Origin of the sequence: Methanotorris formicicus Mc-S-70 (assembly GCF_000243455.1) — an archaeon.
In the GTDB taxonomy this organism is placed as follows: domain Archaea; phylum AGJL01; class Methanococci; order Methanococcales; family Methanococcaceae; genus Methanotorris; species Methanotorris formicicus.
On sequence record NZ_AGJL01000007.1, the window covers coordinates 30,958 to 44,055 of the forward strand.

At 31.3% G+C, this 13,098-nt stretch carries 12 protein-coding genes; 5 read left to right on the top strand and 7 right to left on the bottom strand.

Features of this window, described 5'->3' with window-relative positions; all coding sequences use genetic code 11:
- The first annotated feature begins 24 nt into the window (after positions 1-24).
- A complete protein-coding gene (locus tag METFODRAFT_RS02035; RefSeq protein ID WP_007043865.1) occupies positions 25-1,257 on the top strand; it encodes an oligosaccharide flippase family protein in 1,233 nt (410 codons plus the stop codon).
- Between the two features lie 30 nt (positions 1,258-1,287).
- Here METFODRAFT_RS02035 and METFODRAFT_RS02040 read toward each other — a convergent pair whose 3' ends face one another.
- Positions 1,288-3,306 carry an STT3 domain-containing protein gene (locus tag METFODRAFT_RS02040; protein WP_007043866.1) on the bottom strand — a complete coding sequence of 673 codons (2,019 nt, stop codon included), beginning with the start codon at positions 3,304-3,306 and terminating at the stop codon, positions 1,288-1,290.
- Entirely contained in the window at positions 3,293-3,976 is a 684-nt protein-coding gene (locus METFODRAFT_RS02045) for a hypothetical protein (RefSeq protein WP_007043867.1), read from the bottom strand. The genes METFODRAFT_RS02040 and METFODRAFT_RS02045 overlap by 14 nt, the downstream gene beginning before the upstream one ends.
- A gap of 112 nt (positions 3,977-4,088) precedes the next feature.
- Between METFODRAFT_RS02045 and METFODRAFT_RS02050 the strand changes: the two genes are divergently transcribed.
- Together METFODRAFT_RS02050 and METFODRAFT_RS02055 are read left to right on the top strand one after the other, a co-directional pair.
- The gene (locus tag METFODRAFT_RS02050; RefSeq protein ID WP_007043868.1) at positions 4,089-5,570 is read left to right on the top strand and encodes a cell wall-binding repeat-containing protein; all 1,482 of its coding nucleotides are present in this window, start codon (positions 4,089-4,091) and stop codon (positions 5,568-5,570) included.
- Positions 5,571-5,714: 144 nt separating this feature from the next.
- Positions 5,715-7,292, top strand: coding sequence for a dihydropteroate synthase-like protein (locus tag METFODRAFT_RS02055; RefSeq protein WP_007043869.1), 1,578 nt, complete (start codon positions 5,715-5,717; stop codon positions 7,290-7,292).
- On the opposite strand, the gene METFODRAFT_RS02060 is transcribed toward METFODRAFT_RS02055, so the two are convergent.
- Entirely contained in the window at positions 7,293-8,441 is a 1,149-nt protein-coding gene (locus METFODRAFT_RS02060; RefSeq protein ID WP_007043870.1) for a COG1361 S-layer family protein, read from the bottom strand.
- Positions 8,442-8,540: 99 nt separating this feature from the next.
- On the opposite strand from METFODRAFT_RS02060, the gene METFODRAFT_RS02065 reads away from it, so the two are divergent.
- The gene (locus METFODRAFT_RS02065; protein WP_007043871.1) at positions 8,541-9,731 is read left to right on the top strand and encodes an ABC transporter permease; all 1,191 of its coding nucleotides are present in this window, start codon (positions 8,541-8,543) and stop codon (positions 9,729-9,731) included.
- Complete coding sequence (locus METFODRAFT_RS02070) at positions 9,731-10,405, top strand: ABC transporter ATP-binding protein (protein WP_007043872.1); 675 nt, start codon at positions 9,731-9,733, stop codon at positions 10,403-10,405. Before METFODRAFT_RS02065 ends, METFODRAFT_RS02070 begins: the two co-directional genes overlap by 1 nt.
- Positions 10,406-10,509: 104 nt before the next feature.
- On the opposite strand, the gene METFODRAFT_RS02075 is transcribed toward METFODRAFT_RS02070, so the two are convergent.
- The 4 genes from METFODRAFT_RS02075 to METFODRAFT_RS02090 form a co-directional block, all read right to left on the bottom strand.
- Complete coding sequence (locus METFODRAFT_RS02075; protein WP_007043873.1) at positions 10,510-10,674, bottom strand: preprotein translocase subunit Sec61beta; 165 nt, start codon at positions 10,672-10,674, stop codon at positions 10,510-10,512.
- Between the two features lie 322 nt (positions 10,675-10,996).
- Positions 10,997-11,539: a CBS domain-containing protein gene (locus tag METFODRAFT_RS02080; RefSeq protein ID WP_245528876.1), complete on the bottom strand. Its 543-nt coding sequence runs from the start codon at positions 11,537-11,539 to the stop codon at positions 10,997-10,999.
- Between the two features lie 65 nt (positions 11,540-11,604).
- On the bottom strand, positions 11,605-12,660 hold the full coding sequence (locus tag METFODRAFT_RS02085; protein ID WP_007043875.1) for a bis-aminopropyl spermidine synthase family protein: 1,056 nt from the start codon (positions 12,658-12,660) through the stop codon (positions 11,605-11,607).
- Between the two features lie 111 nt (positions 12,661-12,771).
- Positions 12,772-12,990, bottom strand: coding sequence for a hypothetical protein (locus METFODRAFT_RS02090; protein WP_007043479.1), 219 nt, complete (start codon positions 12,988-12,990; stop codon positions 12,772-12,774).
- Positions 12,991-13,098 lie beyond the last annotated feature (108 nt).

The window sequence follows — 13,098 nt, forward strand, 5'->3', positions numbered from 1 at the left end:
AATTATCTTAAAAAGGAGATAACTATGGAGCAAAAATTAGCAAAACATAGTTTCATTATGATATTCTTTACTTTATCAGCAGCATTTTTTAACTACCTTTATCAACTTTTTATGGGGAGGTTATTAACTCCAGAGGAATATGGAATCTTATTCTCTTTAATAAATATTTTTTATATTTTTAGCGTTCTATCCTTAACAGTTCAAACTATAATGACAAAATATACATCCCAACTAAAAGCAAAAAATCAATTTAATAAACTCTCCTACTTTTGGAGATATGCATTAAAAAAATCCTTCACATTTGGAGTAATAACAACAATTTTATTTTTTATGATAACTCCTTTCTTATCAAATTACCTTCATCTTCCTTCTCAAATACCAGCATTAATATTATTTTCATCCCTACTATTTGCTTACGCATCTCCCGTAAATTCAGGTATTTTACAAGGTTTACAAAGATTCATCCCATTGGGAATAACTCAAACACTATGGGCTTTCTTAAAATTTGTGTTAGGAATAGCGTTTGTATATTTGGGCTTTAGCGTTAGCGGAGCATTAGCACCGTTCTTAATTGCAAATATAATTGTTTTTCTCATTTCCTTCTACTTTCTAAAAGACCTAATGAAAATAAAACCAGAACCATTCAAAATCCCAAACCTGTACAAATACTCAACTTTAACTTTATTAGCATTATTGACCTATACCACATCCTATTCAATAGACACAATCTTAGCAAAACACTATCTAACTGGATTTTTAGCGGGAATTTATTCATCAGTCTCTGTCTTAGGAAAAATAATCTTATTTGCTCCGGGGGGAATAGCAGTAGTTCTATTCCCAAAAGCATCAGAATTAAAAGAGAAGGAATTAAATCATTTCAACTTATTTATAAAAGCACTAGTATTAACAATTATCTTAACATTACCTACATTGTTGTTATTCAAATTCTTCCCAGAATTAATCATAAAAACTATCTTTGGAACAAAATATCTAAAAGCAATCCCTTACTTAGCAAAATATGCTTTGGCGATGTTCTTCTTTGCAATTTCTGGATTGATTATGAATTATCTCCTGTCATTAGGAATTACAAGAGTCGCCTATGCATTATCCCTAACATTAGTAATCGAGATAATAGGGATTACTATCTTCCATCAAAATATAAACCAAATAATAGATATTGTCCTAATGACTTCAATATTATCTATAATCATTCAAATTCCATTTTTAAAAATTGCTAAGCGTATCTTAGCCCATTAATTCTTAAAAATAAATTTAAATAAAGAAGAATTATCTTACAACAAGAACTTTCTTGATAGTCACTTCTCCATCAGAAACATAAACATCATAAATTCCTTTATCCAAACTAACATTTAATAATTTTATATCATCTCCATAACATTCAAACGAAAAATTCTTTTCAAATACAACTTTTGTTTTATTAAACTCACAAATCTTTAAAGTTGCATTAATTTTGGAGGTATATGGGGAATAGCAATATATTCTTATCTTAGAGTTATTGCATAAAACATTGTATATAACTGGTTTATCATAAACAACCTCATAAATCTTTAAATCATCTGATTTAAATACAAGTTTTAAATCTTTGGAAGAGATATTCTCGTAATAGAGATGACAAAGGAAGGACTCATTAAATTTAACATCTTTATCCATTTTGTTAAATGCCTGTAACCAATACCACATCAACAAAGTCCTCTTATCAACTGCAACATAATTTGCCCTTAACTCTTTCAACCTCTCAACACCAGTTGAATAATTAGCACAAAATACATAGGCGTTTTTGTATGGGTTGTTTCCAAATTCTGTTTGAGTATCAGTAAAGACAGTTTTTTCAGATATTGCAATAAACCAATTTGCCTGATCCCAAAATGTGAATATTGTTTTTCCATCCTTATCTTTCATCCACAAACTTGCTTTATACCAATCTTCTGAAATATATGGAGTTATTTTACTCATTTGGTTTTCTGAACTAACTACAGGAACAGATACCAATATCAAAAATATAAATATGCTAAACACAGTTCTTAATTTCAAAGAAATGTCATAATTTTTAAAATTTATTATTCTTTTTTGGATATTTTCTGTAAAATCTGAAAAAATCAACCCAATTGGTAGTATAAATCCCAAAGAGCCCACAAAAACATACCTCACTCCATTAAAACATAAAACAATAGAAGAAACAAAAAGTGCCAATGCCAATAGATAGTTAAATGTTATTGACTTTTTTATTAGCATTCTAATAATTTTAACAATAAATGCCACAATCAAAAATATATAGATACTAAAACCTAAAAGTAAGTCCCAATAACTGAAAAAACTTTCTGTTAAAATAATTCTTGGGCCTTTTCCAATCTTTCCAGTGAGTATTAAAGAAATTATTTTGGATACTATATCTATATTCAACATTTTAAAACCCAATATCAAAAAAAGCCCAAACAACAGAAAAATCCCCAAATAAACACTTGCATTTTTAATTTTTATATATTTAATATATACCAACTCAAATAAATAAACTCCAAATAATACCAAAAACACTAATAAATGACTAACATAGTGGTAAAAGAACCATACCTTCCAAATTCCTACAAAGATTAATGAACATCCAATATAAATTGTAAATCCCTTTAGAACATCTTCTTTTTTAAATATAACATAAACAAAATGAATAATCCCAATGATTATTGGTATATAAACCCATCCATTCCATACAAGGGAACACAATAATGTAAAAACGGATGATAAAAAAACAAATTTCATTTTCAATGAATTTAAATATTTCAAAAAGTAATACACTGCAAACATACCAAAGAAAACCATCCAAACTTCTCCTCTATAATACCCAGCAAGACCACTCTTAACGATAATCGGAGATACTGCAAATACAAAAGCCATGGTTATTCCTAAATATCTATTTTTTAATTCCTTTCCAATTAAATAAATAGGAATCACTGTTAAAGAGCCAATAATTGGGGGGATAATCTGAACAAACTTTAATAAATCAACATTGTAAAATTTAGATACTACCCAATATAGAATTGCCGGAATCCAATAAAGACCAGAGGGGTTGGGGGATCTCCCATAAAATGGATGATTTGATAAATTGTTAAATGGGATATAATAGCCGTTATTGACTATTGATTTAATCATCGCATAATGATACCAAGGGTCTGCAAGTAATAATAAATCATATTTAAGTGTTTTTATCCTAAGAATAAAACCTAAAATAACAATGCACAAAATTAAAATCCAAAATTTGGCATTTTTTGAAATATTATCAATAAATTTCATGTGTATCATCCCCATTTTCTCTTATATCTTTAATGTATTCATAAAATGCTCTAAACACTCCAACAACTAACAAAAAGTATGCATACTCTGCTATTTTATTTGCCAAATATTCGTTATTTTTCATCAGGCATATCGCTGAGATAATTAAACCCAGTATTGCCCCCAAAATAAAAACCCCTGAAGGTTCTAAATCCCCAATTGGTAAATTACTGAATTTTTTAATATTTTTTAAATATAAAGAGATGTACACCAAAACAAATGAAAAAATTGATAGTAAGACGGCAAATATCCCAATGGTTTTAAAATATGCTACAGTAATCCACAATGAAAATACAGAAATAAATATTTTAATAAACGATTGTGGAGAAACCCTAACTGATGGTATTAGAACCACTATTGGAATCATGAATAGTAACATTGCATTTTTTATGTATGATGGATTATTTATTGCAAGCAAAATTAAAACTATTATGAATGTTGATAAACAATAGTAATTTAAAAATAACTCTAATTTTTTAAATGACTTTATTAATAATATATGTAATATCGAAGGGATGAAAATCAAAACCAATAAATATTTATAAATCCCTTCAACATAATATACTATTGACAATCCCAATATTCCAAATAAAACCATTACACCAATTTTAAAAATCTGCAATATTCTCATGTTATCACCCAATGGCAGAATAAAGATATTTAGTAAAATATATCCAAAAAGTATATATACTTTATTTTGTAGAATATAAACAAATTATGGCATAACTTGGGGGTGAACTAAATTGAAGCCTAAAGTGTCTATACTCATTTCGATTCTAATGATACTTAGTGTGATGCCATTAACTTTTGCAGATTCGAAAGAAAATGTTGCAATAATTGTTTCAACACCGGCAGATGCTGTTGTGGCAGCACCTTACGCAAAAGCGATGGGTTATAAGTTAATATACACACCATCAAAAGACCTATCAGAAGATGCAAAAAGAACTCTTGAGATAGAACATATTAACAAGGTTATCATAGTTGGTGGTCCTGTAGCAGTAAGTAACAATGTAGAAAATAAATTAAAGTTGGATTTAAAGATAAAAACTGAAAGAGTTTGGGGGGAAACAAGAGTAGAAACCTCAGCAAAACTCTTCGAAAGATGGGTTAAAGAAGACCCAAAAATTGCAGAAAAAGTCGTCCTTGCAGAAGGATTTAATGAAAAAATAATCCCAGTTGCAGTTGGTTTTGATGCACCAGTGTTATACTACGCTCCAAATAAGGCAGAAATTGCTATTAATACATTAAAAACATTAAATGTAAAAATAGACAAAGCGGTAATTCTTGGAACTGAAGTGCCTAAAGAGGTAAAAGAAGTTTCAAAAATTAGTAAAACAGTAATGGTTGCATCAGATAAAGACCCAGCAAAAGTTATAAAAACTGCAATTAGTTTTGCCAAAGAAATAAACCCAGAAATTTCTAAAAAATCAGTTGCTGTAGTAGCATTTGAAAAAACTAATAATCCAATAATTAATGCAATACTTGAATTTGTAAAAGGAAATGTCGGCTCTATAGTACCAATCCCAACAGAAGATGATAAATCAATATCAAATATTATAAGTGGGGTAATCTCAATCAACACCAATGTAAATGTGTTTGGTGAATCTTCAACAATAATGGATAAAGTAGTTAATGTTATAACAAAAGTGTCAAAATCTGAAGGAGCAACTGTTTCTGTATCAACAACAACAGGTGTTACACCAGTTAGGCATGTTGGAAGTTCTGGAGGAAGCGCAACAACATCAACAACCCCACCAACCAAAACTGCAACATTAAACAGTGTAACTCTTGATGGAAATAGTATAACATTAAATACAAGTGAAGGAATAAAAACAGCAAATGTAAGCTATAGTTCTGGAAATAAAACAATAATTGCAGAGAAAATAAAAGAAAAGACAAATGATACTATTGATTCATTAGTTGACAGTATGGTTAATGACAATAACGTATACCCTGTAAACGCAACACTTAGTGGAGGAAATATAAAAGAAGGTAGCGATTCATGGTTAGTTGGTTTATGGAATAGCATAACTAAATTGTTCATTGGTATAATTCATGCAGTCCTTGGAGATGGCTCAGTAATAGATGATACAGTAGTATACAACGGAAACTTAGCAGGAAACATCATGCCTGGAAACTATGCAGGAAACTTGGCAGGAAACATCATGCCTGGAAACTATGCAGGAAACTTGGCAGGAAACTTAGCACCATTAAACAGCCAATAAACTCTATTTAATACTTTTTTATTATTTTTAAGTCTGGATTTTTTTAACTTTTTTATGAATTTTTTTATTTTTTGAAATTTGTTATTATATTTTTTATAATTTTTATAGAATCCAAAAAACACAGTAAAATTGCAAGGGAAAACTATGAAAATCTTAATAATAACTGGAAAGATAGCAGAAAAAAAAGTAAAAAATGCTGTAAAAAAATACGATTTCATAGATGTCCATGTAGCAGACATCTCAATTGCAGCATTTTTGACACCAAATTTGATTATAAAAGAAATAAAACAAATAGAAAAAGAAAAAAACATCAAATTAAAAGATATTTATGATTTTGTTTTAGTTACGGGATTAATAAGACATGATTTAAAAAAAGTAGAGGAAGAAACGGGAATAAAAACCTTCAAATCTACAAGAGAGGCCTCTGACATCCCAATTTTAATAGAAAACCTAAATAATATAAAGTTATCAACAATTGATTATGCTGACAATCAATTAATGGAATTTATAAAGAAAAATGCTGAAAAGGAGATTGAAGAAGCGGAAAAAATACCTTTAAAACCCCCAAACATAAAAATTGGCAATTTGAAGGTTGGTGATGATTACCCAATGCGTGTCTTGGGAGAGATTGTTCACACCCCATGGTTAAGTGATAAAGAATTAGAGAAAAAAATCATCTATTATATTGAAAGTGGAGCAGATATGATTGATTTGGGGATGGTTAGTAATGAGAATCATGCAGACGATTTAAAGAGGATAATAAAAATAGCGAGGGATATAACGGATAAACCAATAAGCATTGATACATTAAACACAAAAGAATTAATTGTTGCAATAAAATTGGATGTGGATATGGTTTTGAGTGTTGATGGAGGAAATGTTGATGAACTCCTACCTTATTTAAAAGAAGGAAATACAGCGGCAGTAGTTTTACCAACAAACTACAAAATAAATTACGTCCCAGAAACTATTGAGGATAAGGTTAAATCCTTAGAAAAAAATATTGAAAATCTTATAGAGCATGATATAAAAGTTGTTGCAGACCCTATTTTGGAGCCAATAAATAATAGCGGTTGCAATTTTATTGAAAGTGTTATTGCATGCAGAGAGTTTAAGAAAAAGCATAAAATTCCACTGTTCTTTGGAATAGGAAATGTTTCAGAATTGTTTGATGTAGATAGCCATGGAGTTAATGCAACACTTACAGCAATAGGAAGCGAGATAGGAGCAAATATCCTCTTTACGCCAGAGGCTAGTTCAAAGTGCAAATTCTCAATAAAAGAACTAAAAATAGCATCAAAAATGATGTTTTTATCTAAAAAGAGAAACTCCCTCCCAAAGGATTTAGGTTTTAATTTGATAAATTATAAGGATAAGAAGTTTGAGGAAACAACAACCTTTAAGGACTTGAATGTTTCAGTTGTTTATGCAAAGGAAGATGAAAAGCAGATTTTAGATGAAGGAAGTTTTAAGATAGAACTCGATAGGGAAAAGAAGGAAATTGTTGCAATCTACTTCAAAAAAAGAGAGCCAAAATTAATTATTAGGGGAAAAACTCCAAAAGAAATCTATGAAACCGCTATAAGATTAAATTTAATAAAAAAGTTAGACCATGCTGCATATTTTGGAAGAGAGTTGGCAAAGGCAGAGATCGCCTTAAAAATAGGCAAAAAATACAATCAAGATTTTGATGTGTTTTATAATGAATTTTTTAATGAGTAATTATTCAAAACTCTCAATTTCTCTTTTTCTTTTTCTCCAATATATCAAAAGCAATACTACAAAAACCCCCAAAATTCCAATTATCCAGTAGTTGTTTTGTTTAGATTCTCTGTGTTCCACAAAATTTACAACAAATGTTTTTGAAAATTTATACTCATTGTGATAATCATCAAAGTAATTCACAGATACATTTAAAGGAACTGTTCCATTCACGTTATCCAATTCAAATATTGAGGTGTCGTAATCATCCTCATCCAAATCCCCAATGTATTTTGTATGGTTTTTCCCATTTACATTTAATGTTAAGACACAATGCCTTATTTTTGAACTTCCCCTATTTGCAATGCCAATGGTTACCTCATAGTTGTCCTTATACTCAACACTATCCAAATAGACAAATGGCTGATTTTCATAGATTCTTTTGACAACCTTTATATTTATTGGTGTTGAGAAGTTGTAAAAATTGCCATCTTCCCCAACCCAAATAACGTTTGCATATATTGAGTAAATTCCATTATCAATCTCTGGAACTGCATATATTGTTAGAGGGATGGTTTTTTCATACTTTGCCTTTAAAAATCCAATATAATAACTCCCACTCCCTAAAATGTTTATTTTATCATTTCCCAAAAAATTTACAGATAGATACTTTGCATTTCCAGTCCCACAATTTTTTAATTTTATTTTTATGGCTTTTGATTCTGATGGAGAGATTGAGTTATTATCTACTTCAACCTGAAATCTTGCAATACCATAAACTGGCAAATAATAGACCTTTGTGAATTCATAACTGCGTTCTTCATCTGCTATGTTATAACTAACCTTAACATCTATCTTATAATCCCTTGAAGGGGCATTTTCATCCACGTGCAGTTTGAAGTAAACCGTATCACTCTCCCCCTCATTTAAGTGGGATATTGTTGCTTTTCCAATTGTGGGATTTACCTGCCTTAATTCGAATGGATAATGAGGTGTTATTTCAACTACAATATCATTAACCCCCTCCCCCTTGTTGTTTGTTATTTTAAACCACAAATTTACATCATCCCCAGGATGTATTTTTAGTGGTTCATATTGGGGATTGTCTATTTGAAGGGCATATAGTGGAGTTAATAAAAAAATCAAACCAAGTATCAGAAATTTTCTCATTTCATTGACCTCCATTTAAGGTTTATTCATAATTTAACCATAACACTTATATATAAACATAATCAAAAAATTCATATATATAATTAATGGTGGAAAATCATGAAAACAGTTGATATCATTTCATTTGCATGGAAAAACATGAAACAAAAAAGAACTCAAAGTTTGCTAACAATTGTGGGGATTGTAATAGGCATTGTGGCTATAGTCAGCCTTGTTTCTTTGGGGTATGGTGTTCAAAATTACATACAAGATGAAACTGCAAAGTTGGGGGCAAATAAAATACAAATTTTCCCTATGAAACAGTTTGGAACTCCGCCAACCAAACTATTTAGAGATAAAGAGATTAAAGCAATTAAAAATATAAGGGGAGTAGATGAAGTATTATATGGATGGTACAGCGGTGTTAATGTTGAATACGGGGGCGAAAAATATTTCGTAAATATATTCTATGCAAAACCATCTCTTCAAAAATCAGTTTATTCTGATGTCGGAGGGTATGGTATTGAAAAAGGGCGGTGGTTATCAGATAATGATAACTATAAATGTATTGTGGGTTATGGAATAGCACATAACTTATTCAAAAAAGAATTGGACGTAGGGGACTCAATATATATCAATGGAAAAAAATTTAAAATTGTGGGAATCATGACTCAAGTGGGCAACCAGCAAGATGATAATATGGTAATGATACCCATGAGCTCAGGGGAGGAACTATTTAATAAAAAAGGAGAGTATAATTTCATAGTAGTGAAAATTAAAGAAGGTGCAGATATTAAAAAAATATCGGAAGATATAAAAGATGCCTTGGAAAAGTCCATGGGGACGGATAATTTCAGTGTTTTAACTGCTGAACAGATGGCAAAATCAATTGGTGGAATATTAGGTGTTTTAACCATGTTTGTAGCAGGAGTTGCGGGGATATCCTTATTAGTTGGTGCAGTTGGAATCTCCAATACTATGCATATGAGCATCTTGGAAAGAAGAAAAGACATTGGGATTTTAAAAGCACTTGGTGCAGAAACCACGACGATACTATCAATATTTGTGGTTGAAGCAGGATTTTTAGGTTTATTAGGTGGGATTGTGGGCTTGATAATTGGTATAGGTATTGCCAAATTAGTTGAAATAATAGCTCAAAATATGGGGTATGGTATGATTCAAGCATGGATTTCATGGGAGCTCGCAGTTGGAGTTTTAGGGTTCTCATTTATTGTTGGAGTAATTAGCGGATATTTCCCTGCGAGAAGTGGGGCAAAATTAAATCCAATTGAAACATTAAGAGGGGAATAATGGCAATAATAGAAGGAAAAAATATTTGGAAAATTTATGGAACTGGAGAGGCAAAAACCTACGCTTTAAGAGGAGTAGATATTGCCATCGATGAGGGGGAGTTTTTAGCAATAATGGGACCGAGTGGTTGTGGAAAATCAACTCTTCTAAACATTTTAGGACTTTTAGACGTACCTACAAAGGGAGAGGTCCATATAAAAGGCAAAAAAACTACATTGATGAATGAAAATGAAAGGGCAATTTTTAGGAGAAAAATAAGTGGATTTATATACCAACAATTCCATTTAATAAAAACACTAACCTCCCTTGAAAATGTGGAATTGCCATTAATGCTTGATGAAAAAAATAAAGAATATAGAAGAAAGATAGCAAAGGAACTATTAAAACTTGTAGGTTTAGAGGATAGGATGAATCACTATCCTAACCAATTAAGTGGTGGACAGCAGCAAAGAGTGGCTATAGCAAGAGCATTAGCAAACAATCCAAAGATAATATTTGCAGATGAACCGACAGGAAATTTGGATAGCAAAAGCGGTGAAGTGATAATAAATATATTAAAGGAGTTACATGAAAAAGGAATAACGATTGTTATGGTTACCCATGATGCAAATTTAACCAAATATGCCACAAGGATTGTGAAAATGAAGGATGGAGAAATAATATCTCAACATTAAATTTTGAGATAAAAAGAATCTATATAACATAATAAAAACAGTAGACAAAATCCAACGCTACTGCCAAATTTTTACTAAAAGGTTATTTTTAGAGTAAGTGAAAATTAGTGTAAGAATATCCCGTAGTTTAATATAACCTCTGCAATAATTATGGACAAAGTTATCCCTATAACCTTTTCTGGCTCTATTCTTATTTTTGAAAGTGATTCATCCATATATCTTACTAATCCAGCACTTGTAGCAAGTCCTCTATCTTCTCTTTTGGACATCAAACCACCAAATTATTTGTAAGTTTTTATATAAAGAATCTTTATATACGAGTTTATATAAAAAGATTACATTATAATCCTGCCTGATGAGGATGATACTGGAGACCTGAGAGACAGGAATTATTTGGTTTTATTAATTGATGGGAGGAGTTGGGTTTTCTCGGAGCGAAGCGACGAGAACTTAAAAACCACAAGGTTTTAAAGTCCACGACAGGGGCAGAGACACGCTTGCGTGGCTGATGACGCCCAAGTCCAACGTGGACTTATGTCCATAAATGTCCATATTGGACAGACCCCTAATTTTTTATTATTTAAGTTTTGCTTAAAGTTCATCAATACAATTGTCGCATATGTATCTTCCATTTACAAGTCTTACAGGCCCTTGACTACCACAAACTTCGCAAATACCTTCAATATACTCATCCCCACGGTATGGAAGTTCCCCACCCATTTTACTCATTTCAGACATAATCTCAAAGATCTTTGGAGAGATTTTTGTTATGTCGCTGACTGTTATTATACCGAGGAGTTTGTCCCCTTCCACAACAGGGAGCCTTTTAACATTCTTCTCAGTCATCTTTTTTGCAGCATCCATTAATGTTGCTGTTGGGCTTATGACAACCAATTTTGTAGTCATTATATCCTTTATCAAAACATCTTTTGGCTTTAAATTCTTTGCTACTATATTTATAACCAAATCCCTCTCTGTTACAATACCCAAAGGTTTTGAGTCTTTTTCAACAACAACCACACAACCTATGTTATTATCTTTCATTATATTTGCTACATCGTATGCTGTTGTATCTACGTTAACAGTTATAACTGGAGTACTCATTGCATCACTAACAACCATATTAACTTCCATACTATCACCACACTAAAACAATTTTGTGAAATTTTATGATTTAAATATTTTTAAATTTTTCTAAATTATGTTGTTGAACTTTCTTCATCATCATACAACTCCTGTCCAACATTCATCTCTTCCATCAAACCCCTTGAACCCTCAAGTGTTTCAATTCTATACATGTATGATCTATACCAAATATCCTTTGGAAGAACTTTAACTGGAGATAACCTCCAAGCCCTTGTCTCCTCCTCATATCCCCAATTTACATAGTGGTTAAAGTTCCTTACAATATCTGTTATAACAACATTAAACTCATTAATTAAAATCTTTTGAAGGTTTCTCCATTTATCAATTGAAGATTCTCTCCTTGTTATTCCAAAGTATCCTGCACATCTTGGGCCTTTTAATGTTGCAATTCCCCTACCAATGAATGTCCTTACTGCATTTAATGTCTCTGGAGGGTCTGTTATAAAGGTATCGAACTTACCAACCAAGTAATCCGGTAATGGCTTTCTAATATCAAGAGTCAATATTTCAAGGTTGTTATAGCCAATCTCATCTGCAGTTTTTTCTATGAACTTTATCAACCTATCATCAATATCAACAACAGCAATTCTTTTTGGCAGTCCAGAGAGCATTAATGCAATACTTGTTAAATCATCATCCCCAAGGACAAATATCTCTTTGTTTAATAAATCCCCTCTCGAATGCATCATAACGACTCTTGAAACTGTTGTTTCAGGAGTGACATAACCCTGGTCAAATTCATGCAATGGATGAGGTCTGTTTTTGACAATTTCTTTAAATCTCTCTAAGGGTTCCTTAAAGTCATTCAAATCCACAGTTCTTCCTTCGCAGCATTTGCAAGTAGTGTTAATTTTTGGACCGATTCTGTATTCTTTTACCAACCCTTCCCCTTTATCTGTGAGGAGTATTCTGTTTTCTTTAATTTCCACATAACCCCTTTCTTTTAAAACATTGATAATATCGCAAACTAATGGCAATGGTTCCTCACTTATATCAACAATGCTCCAAAAATCATCACTTGCCATTATGGCACTTATAACCTCCCCTACACTGCGCTCGTAGACTGGAATTGATGTCCTTTCTTTTACCTTTGCTACTATCTCCCTCATTTCACTTCCCTCCCTTTCCACCGAACTGCAAATTCTGCATTTACTGATTTAAAATGTCTAGTTTTTATATATATTTTTTTCTACGATTTTTTTAATCTACTGACAGTGTGATTACGAGAATCCTTTCTTTATTAGCTCTTTACTGCACTCTTTAATCACTTCATAGAATGATAATCCATATTTGTGGCTTAAATATTCTATACAGTTTGATACCATTGCTATAAACCTAACAAACCCAATATTGCTCTTTTCAGACGTTAGGTAATTTCCCTCAACATCTAAAATCGATTTATCTCTTCTATGCTTTTCTTCTATCTTTGGTCTCTTCATATACTCGCTTATTATGTTCTCTGCCTTCTTTTATGGTTTGTAGAGACCAGATACTTAGGTTTTTCTGATTTTCCATCAACACTGCAACGATTTTAACTCTACCAACAT

Excerpts from the sequence above, each read along its gene's own strand:
- METFODRAFT_RS02055 (WP_007043869.1), top strand. The coding sequence starts at position 5,715 with ATGAAAATCTTAATAATAACTGGAAAGATAGCAGAAAAAAAAGTAAAA.
- METFODRAFT_RS02035 (WP_007043865.1), top strand. The coding sequence starts at position 25 with ATGGAGCAAAAATTAGCAAAACATAGTTTCATTATGATATTCTTTACT.
- METFODRAFT_RS02045 (WP_007043867.1), bottom strand. The coding sequence starts at position 3,976 with ATGAGAATATTGCAGATTTTTAAAATTGGTGTAATGGTTTTATTTGGA.
- METFODRAFT_RS02085 (WP_007043875.1), bottom strand. The coding sequence starts at position 12,660 with ATGAGGGAGATAGTAGCAAAGGTAAAAGAAAGGACATCAATTCCAGTC.
- METFODRAFT_RS02065 (WP_007043871.1), top strand. The coding sequence starts at position 8,541 with ATGAAAACAGTTGATATCATTTCATTTGCATGGAAAAACATGAAACAA.
- METFODRAFT_RS02075 (WP_007043873.1), bottom strand. The coding sequence starts at position 10,674 with ATGTCCAAAAGAGAAGATAGAGGACTTGCTACAAGTGCTGGATTAGTA.
- METFODRAFT_RS02090 (WP_007043479.1), bottom strand. The coding sequence starts at position 12,990 with ATGAAGAGACCAAAGATAGAAGAAAAGCATAGAAGAGATAAATCGATT.
- METFODRAFT_RS02040 (WP_007043866.1), bottom strand. The coding sequence starts at position 3,306 with ATGAAATTTATTGATAATATTTCAAAAAATGCCAAATTTTGGATTTTA.
- METFODRAFT_RS02080 (WP_245528876.1), bottom strand. The coding sequence starts at position 11,539 with ATGGAAGTTAATATGGTTGTTAGTGATGCAATGAGTACTCCAGTTATA.
- METFODRAFT_RS02060 (WP_007043870.1), bottom strand. The coding sequence starts at position 8,441 with ATGAGAAAATTTCTGATACTTGGTTTGATTTTTTTATTAACTCCACTA.
- METFODRAFT_RS02070 (WP_007043872.1), top strand. The coding sequence starts at position 9,731 with ATGGCAATAATAGAAGGAAAAAATATTTGGAAAATTTATGGAACTGGA.